The following is a 22155-nucleotide window of genomic DNA, read 5'->3' on the forward strand; positions in this document are numbered from 1 at the left end:
AGGGCCCGGGGAGTGACGGCTCCCCGGGCCCGCTCGGGTACTACTCCCGCCCGACCTGGGTGAAGTTCATGTCGGCGTAGCGGCCGCCGGCCACCTGCGCCGACACCGGCTCCAGCAGCGCCAGCTCCGCCGCGGTGAGCCGCAGGGTCGCCGCGGCGGTGTTCTCGGCCAGCCGGCTGCGCTTGCGGGTTCCCGGGATCGGCACCACGGTCAGCCCGTGCACCTCGGTCCGCTGCTGCACCCAGGCCAGCGCGACCTGGGCCATCGTCACCCCGCGGGCCGTCGCGATCTCCCGCAGCGGCGCCAGCAGTCCGGCGTTGGCCGCCGCGTTCTCACCGGTGAACCGCGGCTGGGTGCGCCGCACGTCGTCCGCCGCGAGCTGCTCGGCGGCCTGGAACGCGCCGGTCAGGAAGCCGCGCCCGAGCGGCGAGTACGGCACGAAGGCGACGCCCAGCTCGGCCGCGGCCGGCACCACCGTGCGCTCGACGTCCCGGGCGAACACCGACCACTCGGACTGCAGCGCGGCGATCGGGTGGATCGCGTGCGCCTCACGCAGCTCGGCGCCCGTCACCTCGGACAGGCCCAGGTGGCGCACCTTGCCGGCCTTGACCAGCTCGGCCATCGCGCCGACGGACTCGGCCAGCGGCACGGCCGGGTCGCGGCGGTGCATGTAGTAGAGGTCGATCTCGTCCACGCCGAGGCGGCGCAGCGAGGCGTCCACGGCGGCCCGGATGTACGCCGGGTCGTTGCGGATGCCGCGGTGGGCCGGGTCGTCCTCCTTGCGCTCGATGGCGAACTTGGTGGCGAGCACCACCTTGTCCCGGTTGGCCCGGACGAACGGGCCGATGAACTCCTCGTTGCGGCCGTAGCCGTAGGCGTCGGCGGTGTCGAACAGGGTGACACCGGCCTCCAGGGCGGCGTCCAGAGTGGCGAGTGCCTCGCCGGAGTCGGTCGGGCCGTAGAACTCGCTCATGCCCATGCAGCCGAGGCCCTGGACGCCCACCAGCGGGCCGGCGGTGCCGAGTTCGGCGGTGGGGAGGACGGAATGAGTCATACGCTCTGCTCTTCCTCTACTCGGTAGTACTGGCATTGGACGGGAGCGCCGGTGCTGTCGGCGATCCTCCCGGCGTAGAGATCGATCTTGTAGTCGAGGACGGAGAGGGTGGCCTGCAGGTCGACGATCCGCTGCCGGACCTCTTCGCGCTGTGCCTCCAGCAGCCGGCGCCGGTCTTCGTAGGTCTCCCCACCACGGCGGGCCATGTCGACGTACTTGAGCATGTCGGCCACCGACATCCCGGTCAGCCGCAGCCGGCCCAGGAAGGCCAGCCGGTGCAGATCGGCGTCGCAGTAGCGGCGCTGGCCGCCGACCGCGCGGTCGACCGGGTCGAGCAGACCGATCCGCTCGTACCAGCGCAGGGTGTGGGCGGTCAGTCCGCTGGCCGCGGCGACCTCGCCGATGGTGTGCCGCGGGGTCCGGTCCGGATCGCCGACCGGGCGGTTGAACACCTCGGAGCAGCTGCGCGGACGGCCCTCGACGCGCGCGGGTGTGGCCATTGGTCGTTCCCCCTGTCCTGTGCGACGGCGACGACGCTACCGAGTTGGAGTGCACTCCAAGCAAGCCTCCCAGCCAGGTGGCCCCACCACCCGGCTTTCGCTCGCACTAGAGTCAACCGCATGGAGAGCTTGCGGATGATCGAGAACTGGCCCGTGCCCCACGCCGCCGCGGCGGTGGTCCGGGGTGCGGACGGCGCGGTGCTGGGCGCGCACGGGCCGCAGCAGTACCTCTTCCCGCTGGCCTCGGTGACCAAGCTGCTCACCGCGTACGCGGCGCTGGTCGCGATCGAGGAGGGCGTGTTCGAGCTGGACGACCCGGCCGGTCCGCCCGGCTCGACCGTGCGCCACCTGCTCGCCCACACCTCCGGCCTCGGCTTCGACGAGGACCGGATCTTCGCCGAGCCCGGCAACCGCCGGCTCTACTCCAACGCCGGCTTCGACGCGCTGGCCCGCGCGCTGTCCGAGGCCGCCGGGATCGAATTCCACCGCTACGTCGCCGAGGCGGTGTTCGAGCCGCTGGGCATGCACGACACCGTGCTCAACACCGCGCACAAGTCCCCGGCCGGCGCCGGCGGCCTGTCCACGGTGGCCGACCTGACCCGCTTCGCCGCTGAGCTGCAGTCGCCCAAGCTGCTGGACCCCTCCACCGTCCGGCGGGCCACCCGCGAGGTCGCCTTCCCCGGCACCAGCGGGGTGCTGCCCGGCTACGGCCACCGCCGCCCGAACGACTGGGGCCTCGGCTTCGAGATCCGCGACGGCAAGAGCCCGCACTGGACCGGCACCGCCAATTCCCCCGAGACCTTCGGCCACTTCGGCCAGTCCGGCACCTTCCTCTGGGTCGACCCGCAGGCCGGCGTGGCCTGCATCGCGCTCACCGACCGGGACTTCGGGCCGTGGGCCGTCGAGCTCTGGCCGGCCCTCTCCGACGCGGTGCTCTCCGAGCTGAACGGTTAGCCGTACGAGACCGGCGAGTGCATCTCCCAGAGCAGGAGTTCGGCGCCGGTCTCGCCTGCCGTCGGGTCGGCGAAGGCCTCGCCGGTGATCCGCACGCTGTCGCCCGGGACCATCGAACGGCCGCCGCCCTTGGGCCCCGGGATCGTCCGGTAGCCCAGTGAGCCGGCCGTCAGGTGGGCGTACCGCCAGGGCGCCTCGGGCAGTCGCGGCAGCGGCTGCCACGGACCGGCGACGGCCAGCCAGAGCGCGGCGTCACCGCGGCGCAGCCGCAGGGCGTCGGTGCCGGCGTCGCGCTCCAGCCCGGAGGCCAGCAGCGTCAACCCGCCGTCCGCCGGTTCCACCCTGCGCAGCCCGTACGCCGGGGTGGCGTCGAACTCGTCCGGCTGGAGCCACATCTGGACGAAGCGCACCGGCCCGGTGGCGCCGCCGACGTTGCGCTCGGTGTGGGTGACGCCGGAGCCCGCGCTGAGGTGCTGGACCATGCCCGGGCGCACCACCCCGCTGTGGCCGTGCGAGTCCCGGTGGGCCAGCGCGCCCTCCAGTACCCAGGTGAGGATCTCGGTGTCCCGGTGCTTGTGCTCCTCGAACCCCGCGCCGGGGGCGAGGAGTTCCTCGTTGCACGCGAGCAGCGCACCGAAGTGGGTGTTCTTCGGGTCGTAGTGGCCGGAGAAGGAGAACGCGTGGCGGGTCTCGATGCCCTCGGCCGGGACGGAGCGGTAGCGCTCGGCGGTGCGGCGCAGATCGGCACGGGCGCGGTCAGGAGCGTCGGTCACACTCCCCTACCGTAGTGGGTGTGACCCTTCCCACCGCGCCGCTCCGCCGGGGGGTGTGCACGAGCAGTCACTCGCGTGAGGCAGTCTTGTCCTTGTGCCAGCCGCCTCCACGAACTCCCAGAGCGAACCCAGTCCCGTCGCACCCGAACCGACCGGTAAGAGCCCGGCCGCCCGGGCCGGCCGCGACCGCCCCGGCCGGGCGGCGCCCCGTCTGACGGCCCAGGAACGCAGAAACGCCGCCGAGCAGGCCGAGCGCCGGGCGGCGACGCTCAAGCGGCTGGAGAAGTCCTCGGGCAAGCTGGCCAGCGCCGCGATCGCGCGGATGGACGACCAACTCGGCTGGTACCGGCGGATGCCACCGGAGCACCGCTCCTGGATCGGCCTGGTCGCCCAGGCCGGTATCGCCGCCTTCACCGAGTGGTACCGCCAGCCCGACGCCGCCCAGGCGATCTCCACCGACGTCTTCGGCACCGCCCCGCGCGAGCTGACCCGGGCGATCACCCTGCGCCAGACCGTCGAGCTGATCCGCACCACGATCGAGGTGATGGAGGAGGCCATCGAGGAGGTGGCCGCCCCCGGCGACGAGGCGGACATGCGCGAGTCCGTGCTGGTCTACGCCCGCGAGATCGCCTTCGCCACCGCCCAGGTGTACGCCCAGGCCGCCGAGGCGCGCGGCGCCTGGGACGCCCGGCTGGAGGCGCTGGTCGTCAACTCGCTGCTGTCCGGCGACGCCGACGAGGGCGTGCTGTCCCGCGCCGCCGCGCTCGGCTGGGGGCAACCCAGCCAGGTCCGGGTGGTGATGGGCAGCGCCCCGGACGGCGACAGCGAGCTGGTGGTGGAGGCGATCCGCCGGGCCGCCCGGTACGCCAAGCTGAACGTGCTGACCGGGGTGCTGGGCAAGCGCCTGGTGGTCGTGGTCGGCGGCGACAAGGAGCCGGTGCACGCCGCCCGGGCGCTGATCGGCCAGTTCGCGCCGGGCCCGGTGGTGATCGGCCCGACCGTGCCGGACCTGCTCTCGGCGACCCGCTCGGCGCACGCCGCCGCGGCCGGCCTGCGCGCCTGCGCCGCCTGGCCGGACGCCCCCCGCCCGGTGCTGGCCGACGACCTGCTGCCCGAGCGGGCGCTGGCCGGGGACCAGGCCGCCCGGCACCAGCTGGTGGAGGAGATCTACACACCGCTGGACGAGGCCGGCTCCGCGCTGCTGGAGACGCTGAGTGTCTACCTGGAGCAGGCGTCCTCCCTGGAGGGAGCGGCCAGGATGCTCTTCGTCCACCCCAACACGGTGCGCTACCGGCTGCGACGTGTGACCGACGTCACGGGGTACGCCCCCTCCGACGTACGTTCGGCGTTCACTCTGCGGATCGCACTGGCCCTCGGCCGGCTGGCCGACGCCGGAGAGCCCAGCTGAGTCGGGTGTAGGGACCATACAATCCCGGATGGTTTTCTTCGTTACCGTCGCCTACCCGCCCCTGGGCGCCTGGCGAGAGAGGGTTGAACCGTGCTCGTAATCGTCGCCCCTGGACAGGGTGCCCAGTCCCCCGGTTTCCTCAGCCCCTGGCTGGAGCTCGACGGTGTCGCCGACCGCCTGCGCGGCTGGTCGGAGGTCGCCGGGCTCGACCTGGTGCACGCCGGTACCGAGGCGTCCGCCGAGGAGATCAAGGACACCGCCGTCGCCCAGCCGCTGCTGGTCGCCGCCGGTCTGGTGACCGCCCGTGAGTTGTTCCCGGACGAGGACGTCGCCCGCAAGCTGGTCGGCGCCGTCGCGGGCCACAGCGTCGGCGAGATCACCGCCGCGGCCGGCGCCGGGGTGCTCAGCGCCCAGGACGCACTGACCTTCGTCCGCGAGCGGGGCCGGGCCATGGCCGAGGCCGCCGCGGTCACCGAGACCGGCATGACCGCCGTGCTCGGCGGCGACCCGGAGGTCGTCGCGGCGAAGCTGGCGGAGCACGGCCTCACCGCGGCCAACAACAACGGCGGCGGCCAGATCGTCGCCGCCGGCACGCTGGCCCAGCTGGAGGCGCTGAAGGCGGACCCGCCGGCCGGCGCCAAGCTGATCGCGCTGAAGGTGGCCGGTGCCTTCCACACCGAGCACATGGCCCCCGGCGTGGAGCGGCTGGCCAAGCTGGCCCCGACCCTGACCGTGACCGACCCGCAGGTCCGCTACGTCTCCAACAAGGACGGCGAGGTCGTCGGCTCCGGCGCCGAGGTGCTCGCGCGCCTGGTGTCGCAGGTCTCCAACCCGGTCCGCTGGGACCTCTGCATGGAGACCCTCGGGCAGCTGGGCGCGACCGCCGTGATCGAGCTGTCCCCCGCGGGCACCCTCACCGCGCTGCTCAAGCGCAACCTCAAGGGTGTGGCCACGCTCGCCCTGAAGACCCCCGCCGACCTGGACAAGGCCCGCGAGCTCATCGCGGAGCACGGCGGTCAGGACCGGCAGGACCAGGAGGACCAGGCATGACCAAGCCGCAGATCCGTCCCGCCACCGGTGCGCAGTACTCCCGCATCCACGGTGTCGGCGGCTACCGCCCGGTCCGGGTCATCCCGAACTCCGAGGTCCTGGAGTGGATCGACTCCTCGGACGAGTGGATCCGCACCCGCAGCGGGATCGCCGAGCGCCGCTGGGCCGGCCCGGAGGAGTCCGTCGCCGAGATGTCGGTGCAGGCCGCCGGCAAGGCCATCGCGCAGGCCGGGATCGCCCCCGAGCAGATCGGCGGCGTGATCGTCGCGACCGTCTCGCACCTGAAGCAGACCCCGGCGATCGCCACCGAGATCGCCGAGCGGCTCGGCTGCGGCACCGCCCCGGCCTTCGACATCTCGGCCGCCTGCGCCGGCTTCGGCTACGGCCTGGGCCTGGCCGACGGCATGATCCGCGGCGGCAACGCCGAGTACGTGCTGGTGATCGGCGTCGAGCGACTGAGCGACCTGACCGACAAGTCGGACCGCTCGACCGCGTTCATCTTCGGCGACGGCGCCGGCGCCGCGATCGTCGGCCCCTCCGACACTCCCGGGATCGGCAAGCTGATCTGGGGTTCGGACGGCTCGCAGCGGGACGTCATCTCGCAGACCCAGGCCTGGGACACCGCCTTCGCCAAGCCCGACGCGATCAACGGCGCGGGCACGGAGACCAAGTGGCCGGCCCTGCGGATGGAGGGCCAGCCGGTCTTCCGCTGGGCGGTCTGGGAGATGGCCAAGGTGGCCCAGCAGGCGCTGGACGCCGCCGGGATCACCGCCGACCAGCTCGGCGCCTTCATCCCGCACCAGGCCAACATGCGGATCACCGACGCCATGATCAAGGCACTCAAGCTGCCGGAGTCGGTGCCGGTCGCCCGCGACATCGCGGAGACCGGTAACACCTCCGCGGCCTCCATCCCGTTGGCGATGGAGCGCATGCTGGAGAGCGGCGAGGCCCACAGCGGCGACCTCGCGCTGATCATCGGGTTCGGGGCGGGTCTCGTGTACGCCGCGGCAGTCGTTACGCTCCCCTAGGCGCGTTTCGCCCCACCCATCAACAAGCCTGTGTTCGGCCGCCGGTCGGACACGCTCAACACCGAAGAGGAGCAGCCAGTATGGCTAAGGACAAGGCCGAGGTCCTGGAAGGTCTCGCCGAGATCGTCAACGAGATCGCGGGCATCCCGGCGGAGGACGTCGAGCTCGACAAGTCCTTCACCGACGACCTGGACGTCGACTCGCTGTCCATGGTCGAGGTCGTCGTGGCCGCCGAGGAGCGCTTCGACGTCAAGATCCCGGACGACGAGGTCAAGAACCTGAAGACCGTCGGCGACGCGGTGGACTACATCCTCACCCACTCCGCCTGAGCGGTCGACTCGTTCGAGTCCCGCAGTCCGTCCGGCGTCAGGAACGCCTCGGACGGCTGACCCGTCGGCCCGGCTCCCCGAGCCAGGCCGACCCGCCGGCCGGGACGCCCCACCGGGCGCCCGGCCGGGCCCTTCTTCGGCTCGCCGCCGACCCCGCACGAACGTGAAAGAAGAGAAACCAGTGACCGCTGAAAACCGTACCGTGGTCGTCACGGGTATCGGCGCCTTCACGCCGCTGGGCGGCGACGCCGCCACCACCTGGGAGAACCTGGTCGCCGGGCGCTCCGGAGTGGCGGCCCTGACCGAGGAGTGGGCCCAGGACCTGCCGGTCCGGATCGCCGCGCGCACCGCCGTCGAGCCGGGCGAGATCCTGCCCCGCCCGCTGGCCCGCAAGCTGGACCGTTCCGCCCAGTTCGCGCTGATCGCCGCCCGCGAGGCCTGGGCCGACGCCGGCTTCGAGACCCCGGCCACCGACGAGTCCTCCAAGCTCGCCCCCGAGCGGCTGGGCGCCGTCATCGCCTCCGGCATCGGCGGCGTGACCACCCTGCTCGACCAGTACGACGTGCTGCGCGAGAAGGGGGCCCGCAAGGTCTCCCCGCACACCGTCCCGATGCTGATGCCCAACTCCCCCGCGGCGAACGTCGGTCTGGAGGTCGGCGCCCGCGCCGGCGTGCACACCCCGGTCTCCGCCTGCGCCTCCGGCGCCGAGGCGATCGGCTACGCGATCGAGATGATCCGCAACGGCCGCGCCGACGTCGTGGTGGCCGGCGGCACCGAGGCGGCGATCCACCCGCTGCCGATCGCCGCGTTCGCCAACATGATGGCGATGTCCAAGAACAACGACGAGCCCGAGCGCGCCTCGCGTCCGTACGACAAGGCCCGCGACGGCTTCGTGCTGGGCGAGGGCGCCGGCGTGGTCGTGCTGGAGTCGCTGGAGCACGCCGAGGCGCGCAACGCCCGGATCTACTGCGAGGCCGTGGGCCAGGGCCTGTCCTCGGACGCCCACCACATCGCCCAGCCCGAGCCGACCGGCGCCGGCGTGGCCCGCGCGCTGGCCGACCTGTTCGAGCGCAACGAGCTGGACAAGGCCGAGATCGTGCACGTCAACGCGCACGCCACCTCGACCCCGCAGGGCGACACCGCCGAGCTGAAGGCACTGCGCAAGGAGCTGGGCGAGGACCTCGACCACATCCTCGTCTCGGCCACCAAGTCGATGACCGGTCACCTGCTGGGCGGCGCCGGCGGCATCGAGACCGTCGCCACCGTGCAGGCCCTGTTCCACCGGATCGCCCCGCCGACCATCAACGTCGACGACCTGGACGACGACGTGGACGCGAGGATCGTCCGCGAGGCCACCCCGCTGCCCGAGGGCCGGATCGCCGCGCTGAACAACTCGTTCGGCTTCGGCGGCCACAACGTGGTGCTGGCCTTCCGCACCCGCTGACCCCGGCCCGTACCCACGGGTCCGTACGAAAGGGGCCGGCGCTCTCCGTGAGCGCCGGCCCCTTCGTCGTCCCCGCGGGCTCAGACCACCTGGTGCAGCCAGCGCACCGGCGCGCCCTCGCCCGCGTACCGGAAGGGCTCCAACTCGTCGTCCCAGGGCTTGCCGAGCAGCCGGGAGATCTCGGCCTCCAGGTCGGCCCCCTCGCTGCGGGCCCGCAGCAGCACCGCGCGCAGCCGGTCCTCGGGGATCAGGATGTCGCCGTGGATGCCCGTGACGGCGTGGAAGATGCCGAGCGTGGGCGTGCTGCTGTACCGCTCGCCCTCCGCCGTGGCGCAGGGCTCGCTGGTCACCTCGTACCGCATGAGCTGCCAACCGCGCAGCGCCGAGGCGAGCTTCGAGGCCGTGCCGGGCTCCCCCTGCCAGGAGAGCTCGGCACGCCAGTGCCCGGGTGCGGCCGGCTGGCGGATCCAGTCCAGGCTCACCCGTACACCGAGCACCCCCGCGACGGCCCACTCGACGTGCGGGCACAGCGCGCGGGGCGCGGAGTGGATGTAGAGAACTCCACGTGTCGTCACCGGGACCTCCAGGCTGTGGACGAGGGTCGCCTTCCCCAGCTGCCTCGTGCCTGCAGTTGATCCGCAGTTACCCACGTTAGCCGACATTAAGCTACTAAATTGAGCAAAACGGACAGGCTTTCGCTCAATGCTAGTCGAATCCTTAACGAGGTCTACCCCTCGGCCGGATCTCTCCCCCGAACGGCCCCATCGCCAGGCGGGACCACCGTACCGCGCGGCGCCGCAGGATGGATGACGCACTTTCAGATCCGACCGGAATGCGGTAGTGCGGCCGGATCCCCTGCGCCGTGCACGCGAACCGCCCCGCGCGCCCGATAGGGGGGCCGGCGGGGCGGTTCGGCGTTCTGACTGAGCGTCAGTCGTCGAGGCGGACGACCATCTTGCCGGTGTTGACGCCGCGCAGCAGGTCGATGAAGGCCTCGGCGGCGTTCTCGAAGCCGTCCACCACGGTCTCCTCGGTGCGCAGTTCGCCGGACTTCAGCCAGCCGGCCACCTCGGCGACGAACTGCGGCTGCAGGGCGGCGTGGTCGCGCACCAGCATGCCCTCCAGGCGCAGCCGCTTGCCGATCGCCATCGCGAGGTTGCGCGGGGCGGCGGGCGCGGTGGTGGAGTTGTACTGGGCGATCGCGCCGCAGAGCACCGCGCGGCCGTGCACGCCGAGCGCGCCGATCGCGGCCTCCAGGTGGTCACCGCCGACATTGTCGAAGTAGAGGTCGATGCCCTCGGGGGCGGCCTTCGCGAGCTGCTCGGCGACCGGCGCGTCCTTGTAGTTGAAGGCGGCGTCGAAGCCGTACTCGTCCACCAGCTTGGCGACCTTCTCCGCCGAACCGGCCGAACCGACCACCAGCGAGGCGCCCTTGAGCCGGGCGATCTGGCCGACCAGCGAGCCGACCGCGCCGGCCGCGCCGGAGACGAAGACCTTGTCGCCCTCCTTGAGGCCGCCGACGGCGAGCAGGCCGGCGTAGGCGGTCAGGCCCGGCATGCCGAGCACACCGAGGTAGGCGGAGAGCGGGGCCGCCTGCGGGTCGACCTTCACCGCGTGCCCGGCGTCCAGGGTGGCGTACTCGCGCCAGCCGAGCCCGTGCAGCACCGCGTCGCCCGGGGCGAAGCCCTCGGCCTCGGAGGCGACCACGTAGCCGACCGCGCCGCCGTCCATGGCCGCGCCGAGCCGGAACGGAGGGACGTAGGACTTCACGTCGTTCATCCGGCCGCGCATGTACGGGTCCACCGAGAGGTGGGTGTTGCGAACCAGGATCTCGCCCGGGCCCGGGGTCCGGACCGGGGCCTCGACCAGGGCGAAGTCGGTGGACACCGGCCAGCCCTGGGGGCGGGCGGCGAGGTGCCATTCACGGGCGGTGGCGGGGGCGGCCTGCTCTGCCATGGCGGTGCTCCTCGGAGGGGGGTTCGGCAGGTGAAAGGTTGAGCGACTGAAGTAACGATGGACATGAAAGGTTCACCTTGTCAACTTTTCAGGTAGACTCTGCGACATGGACACTCAGCCGACCCAGGCCGCCACGCCGCAGTCCGACGAGATCACCCGCGAGGTCGTCGACCTGATGGCCAACCTGGTCGCGCTCTTCCACCGCGAGTACGAGGAGGCCGCGGCCGCCCGCTCGCTCACCGGCGCCCAGGCCAAGGTGCTCGCCCTGCTGCGGCGCGGCCCGCTGCCGATGCGGCACATCGCCCAGACGCTCAGCTGCGAGCCGTCCAACATCACCGGCATCGTCGACCGACTGGAGGCCCGCGGCTTCGTGACCCGGGAGGCCGACCGGCAGGACCGCCGGGTCAAGCTGGTCGCCGCCACCGACACCGGCGCGGCCGCCTCCGAGGAGCTGCGCGAGTCGCTCAACTTCGCCCGCGAGCCGCTCGCCGCGCTCGGCCCCGAGGAGCGGACGGTGCTGCGCGACCTGCTCCGCCGGATGCTCACCGGCGCCTCCGGCCCTGGAGCGTGAGCAGCATCACAGCCCCACGGATCGAATCCCCCGACCATCGGGGGTAACCGAACAGCCCTCCGAAACGTCTAACGTTCGAACGTCGAACGCGAGATACCTGAAGACGGGGGGCACGGAGGATGAGCAGCAGCACGCGCCGGCGCCGTTACCTGCGGACCGCCATCGGCCTGGCCGCCGTTCTGGTGCTGTCGGTCGTGGGAGCCGGGGCCTGGTTCTATCACCGGCTGGACAGCAACATCACCACCTTCGACGCGGGCGGCGTCGCCACCGAGCGCCCGCCCGCCCCCGTCCCGGCCTCCCCCGGCGCCCAGGTGCCGGTCAACGTGCTGCTGCTGGGTTCGGACACCCGGGACGACGGCAACAGCGCCCTGGGCGGCGGCGAGGAAGGCGTCGGCAACTCGGACACCGCGATCCTGGTGCACATCTACGCCGACCACAAGCACGCCGTCGGCGTCTCGATCCCCCGCGACACCCTGGTCACCATCCCGTCCTGCAAGCTGGCGGACGGCACCTGGAGCAAGCCGCGGAACGACCAGATGTTCAACTCGGCGTTCAGCGTCGGCCTGCTCCCCAAGGGCAACCCGGCCTGCACCCAGAACACCGTGGAGCAGCTCACCGGGCTGCGGGTCGACCACACCGTCGTGGTCGACTTCAAGGGCGCCGCCGCGATGACCGACGCCCTCGGCGGCGTGGAGGCCTGCGTGCCCAACGACGTCGACGAGTACGGCATCCGCCTCAAGAAGGGCCTGCAGAAGCTCTCCGGGCAGTCCGCGGTGGACTACCTGCGGGCCCGCCACGGCATCGGCGACAACTCCGACATAGGCCGGATGAAGCGCCAGCAGGCCTTCCTCTCCTCGATGATCAAGAAGGTGCAGAGTCAGGGCTTCTCGCTGCCCACCCTGCTCCCGCTGGCGGACGCGGCCACCAAGTCGCTGACCGTGGACGAGGGGCTCGGCACCGCGATGAAGCTGGTGGACTTCGCCCGCTCGGTGGAGGACATCAAGCTCTCCGACGTCACCTTCGTGACCGCCCCCTGGCGCTTCGCCGGGGAGCGGGTGCGACTGGTCCAGCCGGACGCCGACACCCTGTGGAAGCTGATCCGGGAGGACCGCACCCTGGACGGGCAGAGCACCGCCGGAACCGGCGCGGCCGCCTCCCCCACCCCGACCGCGAGCCCCACCGCCGACGCGCCGCTCACCCCCGAGCAGGCCGCCGTCCCGATCACCGTGGTCAACGGGGTCGGCGCTTCCGGGCTGGCCGGCTCCGGCGCGGAGACGCTCAAGGGCCGCGGCTTCCAGAACGTCGTGCTCGGCGCCAACAACCCCGGCAAGCAGCACACCGAGATCGGCTACGACCCGGCGCAGAAGGCCGTCGCCGACCAGATCGCGGCACTCTTCCCCGGGGCCCGTACGGTCGAGGAGCCGGGTGCGGACTCCATCACCGTCACCCTGGGCGCCGACTACCACTCGGCCGGCACCCAGCTGAACTCGGTCACCGGTCCGTCGGCCACGCCCGGCGGCGACCCGAGCGCGGGACCGGGCACCCTGCCCAGCGGCGTCCCGACCGGGATAGCCGAGAACACCCGGGGCGCCGACACCGACCCGTGTGCCGATCTGACCTTCGGGTCCTGACCCCCCGGACTACTCCGGATCCGGCAGGCCGGTGACCACGGCCGTCAGGCGGGTGCCGCGCGGGAAGGCCCCCGCCCCGGCCAGGTCGGCCAGCGCGGCGAGCAGCTTGGCGACGTAGCGGCGCTCCACCGGGATGCCGTGGCGCCGCTCGAACTCCCCGGCGGAGGCGGCCAGGTCGGGCGGGACCTTACCGTACCCGCCGCCGTGGTGGGTGTGGTCGATCCGCCAGTTGTCGAACTCGCGTCCGTAACCGGCCCGGTGCAGCCGGGCGACCTCGGCCTCCAGGTAGCCCTCGCCGCCGCGCAGCACGGCCACCCCGAGCGCCCGCGCGCCCGGCGGCAGGCCCGCGGCGATGCCGGCCAGGGTGCCGCCGGTACCGACCGGGCAGCAGACCACGTCGCGCCCGCCCAGGTCGGGCAGTTCGGCCGGGATGGCGGCCGCGCCGATCGCGGCCAGGGCGTTGGAGCCGCCCTCCGGCAGCACCAGGCAGGGGCCCCAGCGGCGCTGCAGGGCCTCGGGCCCGTACTCCCCCTCGGCCCGGCCGGTGGCCTCCCGGTAGGCGGCCCGGGTGAGGAACTCCAGCCGCATCCCGGCCTGTTCGGCGGCCCGCAGCGACCAGTTGCGCGGTCGGCCGGCCAGTTCCTCGCCGCGCACCAGCCCGACGCTCTCCAGCCCGAGCGCCGCGGCGGCGGCCGCGACCGCCCGCAGGTGGGTCGAGTAGGCCCCGCCGAAGGTCAGCAGCCGGGTGTGGCCCTGCTCGACGGCGGCGGCCAGGTTGGGCCCGAGCTTGCGCCACTTGTTGCCGGGGACGGTCGGGTGCAGCAGGTCGTCCCGCTTGAGCCGCAGCTCCACCCCGGCCCGGGCGAAGGCCTCGTCGGTGCAGTCCACCAGCGGGGTCGGCAGCAGGGCGGGTTCTAGGGCGTGTCCTGGCACCCGGCCAGCTTACGGGCCACCGGCAGCGCGAAGCCCGGCCACCTGTTCGACGGCCGGGCTCCCGGGCGGGCCGCCACCCCCGTGGACGGCCCGTCACGTCCTCAGCAGGCGGCGGCGCCCGCGCCGTCCAGCACCGCGCCGACCTTGTGGCCGATCAGTGCCGTACCGAGCGCCCGCGGGACCGGACCGGCCGCCGGGGCCAGCTTCTCGATCCGGCTCTTGTACCGGCCCTGCAGCTCGGAGCTCAGAACCGACCGCAGCTTGCCGGCCGCGACCAGCGCCGTCAGCGCCGCGTCGGCCGGGTCCACCCGGCTCAGCGGGCTCTTCAGTGCGGCGGTGACGGAGGCCGCCAGCGCCTCGCGCACCTTGGGGTCGCGCGGGACGATCCCGGTGACCGGCACCACCCCGGCCACCCGACGCCGGTGGACGTCGACCCAGCCGGCCGCCGCGAGCCCGTCCCGGACCCACCGGGTCGGCTGGTCGCGCCCGCCGGTCCTGGCGTGGCCGATCCACCAGCTCCAGCTGTGCGGCCGCTTCTCCTGGACCTGGCCCAGCAGGTGGGCGCTGTACGGGTCGAGGCCGGCCGAGGCGGCGGTGTCGCGGGCCCGGGGGACGGCCGTACGGCCTTCCTCCCGCAGCAGCCCCCGGCGCAGCAGTTCGGTCAACGCCGCCGCCTGTAGCAGCAGGTTGAGGGTGGAGTGCTTGGTGAGGCGCTCACGCTGCGGGTCGTAGGCGAGCAGGTAGAACTTCTCGGGCAGATTGACGGGCAGGTCCATCTCGGTCTCTCCGAAAGATCCGTGGTGCCCGGCCGCTGCGGTCAGTCCTCGTCGGAACCGCCGTTCTCCGGGCTCTCCTTGGGCGGTCGGCCGCGCCGGGGAAGCCGGGCCGCACCGCTAGGCATCCGGCCGGCCTCGGTGAGGGCGCGGCGGAGCACGAACTCGATCTGCGCGTTGGTGCTGCGCAGGTCGTCCGCAGCCCATCTGGCCAGCGCGTCGTGAACTGAAGGGTCCAGTCGCAACAGGATCTTCTTCCGTTCCGTCGCCAACGCCGCGCCTTTACTGGTAGAGGGAGCCCGTGTTCACGACGGGCTGGGTGCCCCGGTCGCCGCAGAGCACCACCAGGAGGTTGCTCACCATGGCGGCCTTGCGCTCCTCGTCCAACTCCACCACGTCGCGTTCGGCGAGCCGGTCCAGCGCCTCCTCGACCATACCGACGGCTCCCTCGACGATCAGCCGCCGGGCGGCCACCACGGCCCCGGCCTGCTGGCGCTGGAGCATCACCTGGGCGACCTCGGGCGCGTAGGCGAGCCGGGTGATCCTGGACTCGATGACCCGCACCCCGGCCGAGGCGACCCGGGCGGCGATCTCGGCGGAGAGCTTGCGGGCGATCTCGTCCGCGCCGTCGCGCAGCGACAACTGCCCCTCGTGGTGGGCGTCGTACGGGTAGCTGGTGGCGATGTGCCGGACGGCCGTCTCGGTCTGGATGGCGACGAAGTCGGTGTAGTCGTCCACCTCGAACACGGCCATCGCGGTGTCCTCGACCTGCCAGACCACCACGGCGGCGATCTCGATCGGGTTGCCGTCCGCGTCGTTGACCTTGGTGGTCTCGGTCTCGTGGTTGCGGATCCGAAGGGAGATGTGCCGACGGCTGGTGAACGGGTTCAGCCAGCTCAGCCCCTCGGCGCGAATGGTGCCCCGGTACGTGCCGAGCAGCTGGACCACCCGGGCCGAGCCGGGCGAGATCACTGTCAGCCCGCACAGCAGCACCAGCGAGGCCAGCACCAGCAGCGGCCCGGCGACCACCAGGGCGATGCCCAGGCCCTTGTGCCCGCCGGACACCTGGATCCCTCCGGTGATGACGGAGGCGAGCCCGGCGGCCAGGCCGAGCAGTGCCCCGCCGAGCACCGGCAGCCCGGCGGCGCCGGTGATGACCCGCTCGGTGGTCTTCGGGGCCGGAAGATCGATGGCAGGGCCGTCCTCGACGGCGAAACGCGGTGTGGTCATGAGACCGACTCCCCCCGGTGCGAATGTCCGCTGCGCGAGTGTCCGCTTCAGCTGTCAAAGTGATATCACTTTTTCCGCGCAGGACGCCAGGGCCGGTACGAAAGCCGTACAAGAGGGATCCCCGAGGCGGCGGCGGGCCGTCACGGGACTCCGGGGCCGATGCCTACGGGCGGGTGAATTCCGGCGCGCCACCGCCGGAAGAGGGGGGCCGCGCTCTAGACTCTCCGTCGTCACGGGCGGTGAAGCTCCAGCTCAGGAGCTCGCCCGCGGACGGTCGTACGACACTCGTCGGACGGTCGCACGACACACGACACGCGTCGCAGAGGTGGGGCGGGTGGGACTCGAACCCACGACCAAGGGATTATGAGTCCCCTGCTCTAACCGGCTGAGCTACCGCCCCGGTTCGCCGCGCGCCGGTCGTCGGCCACGGCAGCAGCGGACGGCCCTACGAGGCCGTCCCGGGCAGCATAGCCGGTCGATCACCCGTGGTGCGCACCGGGGGCGCACCTGGGTGCGCGACGCCGTGCGCCTCTCCAGGCAGCGCAGGCCGGCTGGCGCCGAGGGACCGATCCAGGGCAGCCTGGACCGATGACGATGCGTGGGACGGGAGCGGCGGCCGGGGCGCTGCTGCTGGTGCTCGCGGCCGCCGGCTGCACCACCGCGGCGCGGCCGGGCGGGGTCGCCCCGAGCGTCACCTCGGCGCCGCCCTCGGCCTCCGGCTCCCCGGACACCCACGGCTGGAGCAAGCAGCGACTCACGGGCGCGATCGGCAAGCGCACCGGGGTCACCCGCACCGCCAAGCCCACCGTGCTGAACGGCCTGGTCGGCGCGGTGTTCACCCGCAACGCGGACGGCGACCACTTCTGCACCGCCAGCGTGGTGGACAGCGCCGGGCTCAATCTCATCGTCACCGCCGCCCACTGCGTCTGGGACCCGAAGCTCGGCCAGCGCAGCGACCTGGTCTTCGTCCCCGGATACCGCAGCGGCGACACCCCCAGCGGTGTCTGGCCGCTACTGTCGGTCACCGTGGACGACGGCTGGAAGGACAAGGCCGACCCGGACATGGACGTCGCCTTCGCGGTCGTCCAGGCCCAGAACGGGCAGCAGGTGCAGCAGGTGCTCGGCGCCAACAAACTGGGCGCCAACCGCGGCTACCAGATCCCCGTCCGGGTCACCGGCTACCCGGGCAGCAGCGACGTCCCGATCACCTGCTCCAACACCACTTCCAAGCAGAGCCCCACCCAGCTGCGGATCGACTGCCCCGACTACACCGGCGGCACCAGCGGCAGCCCCTGGGTGACCGACTTCGACCCGAACACCAGGACCGGCACCGTGGTCGGCGTGATCGGGGGCTACCAGGAGGGCGGCGACAGCCCGGACACCTCGTACAGCAGCTACTTCGGCGACCGGGTCCAGGCGCTCTACGACCGGGCCACCGGCTGAACGGACGCCGGGTCCGGTCCGGCGGGTTCCGTCGGACCCGGCAAGGACCGGCCGGACCGGAATCGAACACCCGGTGGTGGCGCCGCCGGGCACGGCCTGGTAGATCTTCCTCACGAACGGCGGAACGCACGGCCCGGATGCCCGCCCCGAGGAACGAGACGGAGCCCGGATGGCCCCCCGCCCGGTACCGCCCCCGCGCGCGGCCAGAGCGGCCACGCTGGCCGCCCTGCTGCTGGCCGCCGGCACCGCGTGCGGTGGACCGGACAAGCCGCCGAACGCCGAGGTCGCCCAGCCGAGCCCGGCCCGCGACCGGATCGGCACCCTGTCCATCCACACCGCGCAGGGCCCCCGGGCGTGCACCGCGAGCGTGGTGCGCAGCCCCCGGCACAATCTGCTGGTCACCGCGGCGCACTGCGTGCAGAACCAGCGGGTCGGCCTGCTGGACGGCCTGGTGTTCACCCCCGGCTATCGCAACGGCTACACCCCGTACGGGACTTGGCCGGTGCAGTCGATCACCGTGGACCCGCGCTGGGCGCAGGAGGACGACCCGGACTTCGACGTGGCCTTCGTCACGGTCGGCCCGGTCGGCGGCAAGCAGATCGAGGACGCCGTCGGCGGCAACCCGCTCGGGACCGGCCAGGGCGTCGGGCTGGCCGTCTCGGTGACCGGCTACCCGAACGAGAGCGACGAGCCGATCACCTGCGCGGTGAAGACCCGCTCGCAGAGCTCCACCCAGGAGCGCTTCGACTGCGGCGGCTACACCGACGGCACCAGCGGCAGCCCGTGGGTGACCGACAGCGGCACGGTGGTCGGCGTGATCGGCGGCTACCAGGAGGGCGGCGACAGCCCGGACACCTCGTACAGCATCACCTTCGACCAGCGGGTCGCCGACCTCTACCGGAAGGCGACCATCTGAGCCGGGCACCCCTGACCGACCGGGCACCCCTGGCCGGGGGTGACGGACGGGGGTGACGGACGCAACACCGGGCCGGGACAACACGAAGGCCCCCCGGTCATCCGAGGGGCCTTCGCTCTGAGCAGTCACCGGGCGGACCCGGTGCAGCTCCCGCAATTGGACTCGAACCAATAACCTGCCGGTTAACAGCCGGCTGCTCTGCCAATTGAGCTATGCGGGATCGCGATACTCGACTTCCGTACCACGTACAGGATGTGGACTCCCTGAAGAGCCTCCTCCTGAGCTCCCCCAATTGGACTCGAACCAATAACCTGCCGATTAACAGTCGGCTGCTCTGCCAATTGAGCTATGGGGGATCGGCTTCCGCTTCGGCTCCCGTTTCCCGGGCTCCTCGGCGCTCGCTGCGGGACATACATTAGCGCACTCGGGGGGGTGGTCCGCCAATCGCTTTCCCCGGCCACCCCGGACCGCCGTCCCGGCGCGCCCCCCGCGCGCCCGCGACGACCTCCGGGGGATGCTGGGAGCGCGGGACGGTTCGCCGTCCCGACCAACGGGTAGGGCAATGCGGCAGAAGGCCGCCAGGAGAGGGTGGATCCGATCATGTGGAAGCTGTCGTTGGCCGCAGGTTTCGCGGCCGGCTACGTCCTGGGCTCGCGGGCCGGGCGCCAGCGCTACGAGCAGATCGCCAAGGTCACCCGGCAGATCGCCCAGAGCCCCGCGGTGCAGGGGGCGACCGAGCGGGCCCGGCAGCAGGCCGGCGCGGTTGCCGGGAAGGCCGCCGGCGCGGTCGCGGACCGGGTCGGGGACCGACTGCCGAACGTGGTCACCGACCGGGTGCCGTACTTCAACCGCTCCCGGACGGAGGACGACAGCTGGGGTACCTTCCGCCCGTGACGGGGCGGTGATGCGGGAGTCCGAAGACAGGCCCCCGGAGAAGAAGGCCCCCCGACCCGGGGTTCCGAACCGGCAACGGCTCACCCGGCCCGGACGCGTCCCGGGCCGGGCTGAGGCATGATCTCGGCATGGCCATCGTCGCGGGGATAGACAGCTCGACCAACCGCACCCGGATCGTCGCGTGCGACACCGACACCGGCGCCGTCCTGCGGTCCGGGAAGGCGCCTCATCCCGTCCCCGAGGACCAGGATCTCCGCGCGGGCGAGGCCGACCCGCAGGTCTGGCTGCACTCGCTCGGCGACGCCGCGGCCGGCGGCCTGCTGGAGGGTGTCCGGGCGATCGGCGTCAGCGCGCAGCAGCACGGCATGATCGGCCTGGACGCGGGTGGGGTGCAGGTGCGGCCCGCGATCCTGTGGCACGACCCGCGCTCCAGCGGCGCCGCCGCCGAGCTGCTGGAAGCCTTCGGCGGCCCGGCCGCCTGGACCGCCGCGATCGGCGCGGTGCCCAGCCCGGCGTACACCATCGCCAAGCTGCGCTGGCTGGCCGAGTTCGAGCCGGCCAACGCCCGCCGGGTCGCCGAGGTGCTGCTGCCGCACGACTGGCTGGTCTGGCAGCTGCTCGGCCACCCCAAGCGCCGCACCACCGACCGGGGCGACGCCTCCGGCACCGGCTACTGGTCCCCGATCACCGGTGAGTACCGGCAGGACCTGGTGGAGCTGGCGCTCGGCCACGGGCTCAAGCTGCCCCACGTACTCGGCCCCGCCGAGCCGGCCGGGCACACCCCCGAGGGCCTGCTGATCTCGGCCGGCACCGGCGACAACATGGCCGCCGCACTGGGCCTGGGTCTCGGCCCGGGCGACGCGGTGGTCTCGCTCGGCAGCGCCGGGACGATCTTCGCGGTGCACGAGGAGGCCGTGGTGGACGCCTCCGGCTTGGTCTCCTCCTTCGCCGACGCCAGCGGCCGCCACCTGCCGATGGTCGCCACCCTGAACGCCGCCCAGGTGCTGCGCTCCACCGCCGCCATGCTGGGCATGGACCTGGACGGGCTGAGCGACCTCGCCCAGCACTCCTCCCCCGGCGCCTACGGACTGGTGCTGCTGCCCTACCTGGACGGCGAGCGCACCCCCGCGCTGCCGCACGCGGCCGGCACCCTGACCGGCCTGCGGGCCCAGGCGATGACCCCTCAGCATCTGGCCCGGGCCGCCATCGAGGGCATGCTCTGCAACATCGCCGACGCACTGGACGTGCTGCGCGCCCAGGGCGTGGGGATCAAGCGGGTTTTCCTGCTCGGCACGGCCGGCCGGCTGCCCGCCGTCCGGCACATCGCCCCGATGCTGTTCGGCGTCCCGGTCGTGGTGCCCCCGCCGGGCGCCCACGCCGCCCGAGGCGCCGCCCGGCAGGCCGCCTGGGCGCTGGCGGGCACCCCGGAGCCCCCGGAGTGGGAGCTGCCGGATGCCGAGACGGTCGAGCCGGAAGGCGAACAGGACCTCGCGATCGGCTCGGCGGTGCGCCAGCAGTACCGCGCCGCCCGCGACCAGATCCACCCGGAGGCCGCGTCGGCCTAGTCACCGGCCTGGGACTCATCCGGGAGGAGGCCGGAAACCGCCGCTGAAGATGCGTCACCCGGCGGCCGGTGACAGCGTGGGCCGGGACACGATCACCGACGTGAAGGGCGGCAGCATCCCCATGGCCTTGCACAAGGGCACCGGCAGCGACCGCCGGCTGAACGTCAGTCCGTTCCTGGGCATCACCGACCCGCTCGGCGCGATGGAGATCGCCCCGCCCGTCCACCGGCTCGGCGACGGCCCGGTCGCGGCCGACACCGCGTACCAGCTGGTCCACGACGAGCTGATGCTGGACGGCAGCGCCAAGCTCAACCTGGCGACCTTCGTCACCACCTCGATGGAGGTGCAGGCCACCCGGCTGATGACCGAGTGCCTGGACAAGAACATGATCGACAAGGACGAGTACCCGCAGACCGCCGAGCTGGAGCGGCGCTGCGTGGCCATCCTCGCCGACCTCTGGCACGCCCCCGACCCGGACAGCGTGGTCGGCTGCTCCACCACCGGCTCCAGCGAGGCCTGCATGCTCGCCGGGATGGCCCTCAAGCGCCGCTGGATGCGCCGCAACCCCGAGCGCTACGCGGCCGGGGCCCGGCCCAACCTGGTGATGGGCGTCAACGTCCAGGTGTGCTGGGAGAAGTTCTGCAACTTCTGGGAGGTCGAGGCCCGCACCGCCCCCATGGACGGCGAGCGCTTCCACCTCGGCCCCGAGCAGGCGGTCGCGCTGTGCGACGAGAACACCATCGGCGTGGTCGGCGTCCTCGGCTCCACCTTCGACGGGTCGTACGAGCCGATCGCGGAGATCTGCGCGGCCCTGGACGAGCTCCGGGAGCGCACCGGGCTGGACATCCCGGTGCACGTGGACGGCGCCTCCGGCGGCATGGTGGCGCCCTTCCTCGACCCGGAGCTGGTCTGGGACTTCCGGCTGCCCCGGGTGGCCTCGATCAACACCTCCGGGCACAAGTACGGCCTGGTCTACCCGGGCGTCGGCTGGGCGCTGTGGCGGGACGACGAGTCGCTGCCGGAGGAACTGGTCTTCCGGGTCAACTACCTGGGCGGCGAGATGCCGACCTTCGCGCTCAACTTCTCCCGGCCCGGCGCTCAGGTGGCGGCGCAGTACTACATCTTCCTGCGGCTCGGCCGGGAGGGCTTCAAGGCGGTCCAGGGCGCCAGCCGGGATGTCGCCGTCTACCTGGCCGGGGAGATCGGGAAGCTGGGCTGCTTCCGGCTGCTGACCCACGGCGACCAGCTCCCGGTGTTCGCGTTCACCACCACCGAGGACGTGCCCTTCGACGTCTTCGACGTCTCGCGGCGGCTGCGCGAGCGCGGCTGGCAGGTGCCCGCGTACACCTTCCCCGCGAACCGGGAGGACCTCTCGGTACTCCGGGTGGTCTGCCGCAACGGCTTCTCCCGGGACCTCGCCGACATGCTGCTGGCCGACCTCAACCGGCTGCTGCCGGAGCTGCATCGCCAGCCCGCCCCGCTCAAGGAACTCGGGATGCCGGTCCGCGCCGGCTTCCACCACTAGCTTCGTCTCCGACACCGGTGGGGCCTCGGTGGGAGGGCGCGGGAAAGCGCCCTCCCACCGGGGGTCCCGGCGGGGGGGGGGGGGGGGGGGCCCCCCCCCGGGGGCCCCCCCCGGGGGGGGGGGGGGGGGCGCGGGGGGGGGGCGCGCGGCGGCCCCCGGCGCCGGCCCGCCGCCGCGC

At 72.9% G+C, this 22155-nt stretch carries 22 protein-coding genes and 3 tRNA genes; 13 read left to right on the top strand and 12 right to left on the bottom strand.

The annotated features are described in order from the left end of the window. Positions 1–40: 40 nt before the first annotated feature. Positions 41–1054: an aldo/keto reductase gene (locus ABZW30_RS03730; protein WP_355669413.1), complete on the bottom strand. Its 1014-nt coding sequence runs from the start codon at positions 1052–1054 to the stop codon at positions 41–43. Beyond that, entirely contained in the window at positions 1051–1554 is a 504-nt protein-coding gene (locus ABZW30_RS03735) for a MerR family transcriptional regulator (protein WP_355669414.1), read from the bottom strand. Before ABZW30_RS03735 ends, ABZW30_RS03730 begins: the two co-directional genes overlap by 4 nt. 120 nt (positions 1555–1674) lie before the next feature. On the opposite strand from ABZW30_RS03735, the gene ABZW30_RS03740 reads away from it, so the two are divergent. Continuing rightward, positions 1675–2508, top strand: a complete 834-nt coding sequence (locus ABZW30_RS03740) for a serine hydrolase domain-containing protein (protein WP_355669415.1) — start codon at positions 1675–1677, stop codon at positions 2506–2508. Here the strand turns inward: ABZW30_RS03740 and ABZW30_RS03745 are convergent. Continuing rightward, a complete protein-coding gene (locus ABZW30_RS03745; RefSeq protein ID WP_355669416.1) occupies positions 2505–3281 on the bottom strand; it encodes a pirin family protein in 777 nt (258 codons plus the stop codon). The genes ABZW30_RS03740 and ABZW30_RS03745 overlap by 4 nt on opposite strands. Positions 3282–3492: 211 nt before the next feature. On the opposite strand from ABZW30_RS03745, the gene ABZW30_RS03750 reads away from it, so the two are divergent. The 5 genes from ABZW30_RS03750 to fabF all read left to right on the top strand — a co-directional run bounded on the left by ABZW30_RS03750 (position 3493) and on the right by fabF (position 8540). Continuing rightward, a complete protein-coding gene (locus tag ABZW30_RS03750; RefSeq protein WP_355669582.1) occupies positions 3493–4689 on the top strand; it encodes a helix-turn-helix domain-containing protein in 1197 nt (398 codons plus the stop codon). A gap of 90 nt (positions 4690–4779) precedes the next feature. Continuing rightward, a complete protein-coding gene (locus ABZW30_RS03755; protein ID WP_355669417.1) occupies positions 4780–5739 on the top strand; it encodes an ACP S-malonyltransferase in 960 nt (319 codons plus the stop codon). Beyond that, the gene (locus ABZW30_RS03760) at positions 5736–6767 is read left to right on the top strand and encodes a beta-ketoacyl-ACP synthase III (protein ID WP_355669418.1); all 1032 of its coding nucleotides are present in this window, start codon (positions 5736–5738) and stop codon (positions 6765–6767) included. The genes ABZW30_RS03755 and ABZW30_RS03760 overlap by 4 nt, the downstream gene beginning before the upstream one ends. 80 nt (positions 6768–6847) lie before the next feature. Beyond that, a complete protein-coding gene (locus ABZW30_RS03765; protein WP_355669419.1) occupies positions 6848–7096 on the top strand; it encodes an acyl carrier protein in 249 nt (82 codons plus the stop codon). 181 nt (positions 7097–7277) lie between these two features. Next, positions 7278–8540, top strand: a complete 1263-nt coding sequence (gene fabF / locus ABZW30_RS03770) for a beta-ketoacyl-ACP synthase II (RefSeq protein WP_355669420.1) — start codon at positions 7278–7280, stop codon at positions 8538–8540. An 80-nt stretch (positions 8541–8620) separates the two neighbouring features. Here the strand turns inward: fabF and ABZW30_RS03775 are convergent, their stop codons facing one another. Further along, positions 8621–9115: a DUF3145 domain-containing protein gene (locus ABZW30_RS03775; protein WP_270147090.1), complete on the bottom strand. Its 495-nt coding sequence runs from the start codon at positions 9113–9115 to the stop codon at positions 8621–8623. A 355-nt stretch (positions 9116–9470) separates the two neighbouring features. After that, complete coding sequence (locus ABZW30_RS03780; protein WP_355669421.1) at positions 9471–10496, bottom strand: NADP-dependent oxidoreductase; 1026 nt, start codon at positions 10494–10496, stop codon at positions 9471–9473. 106 nt (positions 10497–10602) lie between these two features. On the opposite strand from ABZW30_RS03780, the gene ABZW30_RS03785 reads away from it, so the two are divergent. Together ABZW30_RS03785 and ABZW30_RS03790 are read left to right on the top strand one after the other, a co-directional pair. Further along, positions 10603–11067 carry a MarR family transcriptional regulator gene (locus ABZW30_RS03785; RefSeq protein WP_355669422.1) on the top strand — a complete coding sequence of 155 codons (465 nt, stop codon included), beginning with the start codon at positions 10603–10605 and terminating at the stop codon, positions 11065–11067. A 119-nt stretch (positions 11068–11186) separates the two neighbouring features. Then, on the top strand, positions 11187–12698 hold the full coding sequence (locus tag ABZW30_RS03790) for an LCP family protein (protein WP_355669423.1): 1512 nt from the start codon (positions 11187–11189) through the stop codon (positions 12696–12698). Between the two features lie 9 nt (positions 12699–12707). Here ABZW30_RS03790 and ABZW30_RS03795 read toward each other — a convergent pair whose 3' ends face one another. The 5 genes from ABZW30_RS03795 to ABZW30_RS03815 all read right to left on the bottom strand — a co-directional run bounded on the left by ABZW30_RS03795 (position 12708) and on the right by ABZW30_RS03815 (position 16034). Next, complete coding sequence (locus ABZW30_RS03795) at positions 12708–13631, bottom strand: pyridoxal-phosphate dependent enzyme (protein ID WP_355669424.1); 924 nt, start codon at positions 13629–13631, stop codon at positions 12708–12710. 101 nt (positions 13632–13732) lie between these two features. Beyond that, positions 13733–14407 carry a GPP34 family phosphoprotein gene (locus tag ABZW30_RS03800; RefSeq protein ID WP_355669425.1) on the bottom strand — a complete coding sequence of 225 codons (675 nt, stop codon included), beginning with the start codon at positions 14405–14407 and terminating at the stop codon, positions 13733–13735. A 41-nt stretch (positions 14408–14448) separates the two neighbouring features. Further along, positions 14449–14676 carry a hypothetical protein gene (locus ABZW30_RS03805; RefSeq protein WP_355669426.1) on the bottom strand — a complete coding sequence of 76 codons (228 nt, stop codon included), beginning with the start codon at positions 14674–14676 and terminating at the stop codon, positions 14449–14451. A gap of 10 nt (positions 14677–14686) precedes the next feature. Then, complete coding sequence (locus ABZW30_RS03810; protein WP_355669427.1) at positions 14687–15634, bottom strand: SPFH domain-containing protein; 948 nt, start codon at positions 15632–15634, stop codon at positions 14687–14689. A gap of 326 nt (positions 15635–15960) precedes the next feature. Further along, a tRNA-Ile gene (locus ABZW30_RS03815) sits at positions 15961–16034 on the bottom strand. A 188-nt stretch (positions 16035–16222) separates the two neighbouring features. Between ABZW30_RS03815 and ABZW30_RS03820 the strand changes: the two genes are divergently transcribed. Both ABZW30_RS03820 and ABZW30_RS03825 read left to right on the top strand, forming a co-directional pair. Then, complete coding sequence (locus ABZW30_RS03820) at positions 16223–17077, top strand: hypothetical protein (RefSeq protein WP_355669428.1); 855 nt, start codon at positions 16223–16225, stop codon at positions 17075–17077. A gap of 169 nt (positions 17078–17246) precedes the next feature. Next, complete coding sequence (locus ABZW30_RS03825; protein WP_355669429.1) at positions 17247–17993, top strand: trypsin-like peptidase domain-containing protein; 747 nt, start codon at positions 17247–17249, stop codon at positions 17991–17993. A gap of 147 nt (positions 17994–18140) precedes the next feature. On the opposite strand, the gene ABZW30_RS03830 is transcribed toward ABZW30_RS03825, so the two are convergent. Continuing rightward, positions 18141–18213 (bottom strand) — tRNA-Asn (locus tag ABZW30_RS03830). Between the two features lie 63 nt (positions 18214–18276). Further along, positions 18277–18349: transfer RNA gene (locus ABZW30_RS03835), tRNA-Asn, on the bottom strand. 241 nt (positions 18350–18590) lie between these two features. Between ABZW30_RS03835 and ABZW30_RS03840 the strand changes: the two genes are divergently transcribed. The 3 genes from ABZW30_RS03840 (at position 18591) to ABZW30_RS03850 (ending at position 21977) form a co-directional block, all read left to right on the top strand. Next, the gene (locus ABZW30_RS03840) at positions 18591–18887 is read left to right on the top strand and encodes a hypothetical protein (protein WP_355669583.1); all 297 of its coding nucleotides are present in this window, start codon (positions 18591–18593) and stop codon (positions 18885–18887) included. A 128-nt stretch (positions 18888–19015) separates the two neighbouring features. Continuing rightward, the gene (locus ABZW30_RS03845) at positions 19016–20452 is read left to right on the top strand and encodes an FGGY family carbohydrate kinase (RefSeq protein WP_355669430.1); all 1437 of its coding nucleotides are present in this window, start codon (positions 19016–19018) and stop codon (positions 20450–20452) included. Between the two features lie 121 nt (positions 20453–20573). Beyond that, positions 20574–21977: a glutamate decarboxylase gene (locus ABZW30_RS03850; RefSeq protein WP_355669584.1), complete on the top strand. Its 1404-nt coding sequence runs from the start codon at positions 20574–20576 to the stop codon at positions 21975–21977. Positions 21978–22155 lie beyond the last annotated feature (178 nt).

Origin of the sequence: Kitasatospora sp. NPDC004669, assembly GCF_040609455.1 — a bacterium.
Classification (GTDB): domain Bacteria; phylum Actinomycetota; class Actinomycetes; order Streptomycetales; family Streptomycetaceae; genus Kitasatospora.

Excerpts from the sequence above, each read along its gene's own strand:
- ABZW30_RS03730 (WP_355669413.1), bottom strand. The coding sequence starts at position 1,054 with ATGACTCATTCCGTCCTCCCCACCGCCGAACTCGGCACCGCCGGCCCG.
- ABZW30_RS03735 (WP_355669414.1), bottom strand. The coding sequence starts at position 1,554 with ATGGCCACACCCGCGCGCGTCGAGGGCCGTCCGCGCAGCTGCTCCGAG.
- ABZW30_RS03740 (WP_355669415.1), top strand. The coding sequence starts at position 1,675 with ATGGAGAGCTTGCGGATGATCGAGAACTGGCCCGTGCCCCACGCCGCC.
- ABZW30_RS03760 (WP_355669418.1), top strand. The coding sequence starts at position 5,736 with ATGACCAAGCCGCAGATCCGTCCCGCCACCGGTGCGCAGTACTCCCGC.
- ABZW30_RS03765 (WP_355669419.1), top strand. The coding sequence starts at position 6,848 with ATGGCTAAGGACAAGGCCGAGGTCCTGGAAGGTCTCGCCGAGATCGTC.
- ABZW30_RS03780 (WP_355669421.1), bottom strand. The coding sequence starts at position 10,496 with ATGGCAGAGCAGGCCGCCCCCGCCACCGCCCGTGAATGGCACCTCGCC.
- ABZW30_RS03785 (WP_355669422.1), top strand. The coding sequence starts at position 10,603 with ATGGACACTCAGCCGACCCAGGCCGCCACGCCGCAGTCCGACGAGATC.
- ABZW30_RS03790 (WP_355669423.1), top strand. The coding sequence starts at position 11,187 with ATGAGCAGCAGCACGCGCCGGCGCCGTTACCTGCGGACCGCCATCGGC.
- ABZW30_RS03800 (WP_355669425.1), bottom strand. The coding sequence starts at position 14,407 with ATGGACCTGCCCGTCAATCTGCCCGAGAAGTTCTACCTGCTCGCCTAC.
- ABZW30_RS03810 (WP_355669427.1), bottom strand. The coding sequence starts at position 15,634 with ATGACCACACCGCGTTTCGCCGTCGAGGACGGCCCTGCCATCGATCTT.
- ABZW30_RS03820 (WP_355669428.1), top strand. The coding sequence starts at position 16,223 with ATGACGATGCGTGGGACGGGAGCGGCGGCCGGGGCGCTGCTGCTGGTG.
- ABZW30_RS03825 (WP_355669429.1), top strand. The coding sequence starts at position 17,247 with ATGGCCCCCCGCCCGGTACCGCCCCCGCGCGCGGCCAGAGCGGCCACG.
- ABZW30_RS03845 (WP_355669430.1), top strand. The coding sequence starts at position 19,016 with ATGGCCATCGTCGCGGGGATAGACAGCTCGACCAACCGCACCCGGATC.
- ABZW30_RS03850 (WP_355669584.1), top strand. The coding sequence starts at position 20,574 with ATGGCCTTGCACAAGGGCACCGGCAGCGACCGCCGGCTGAACGTCAGT.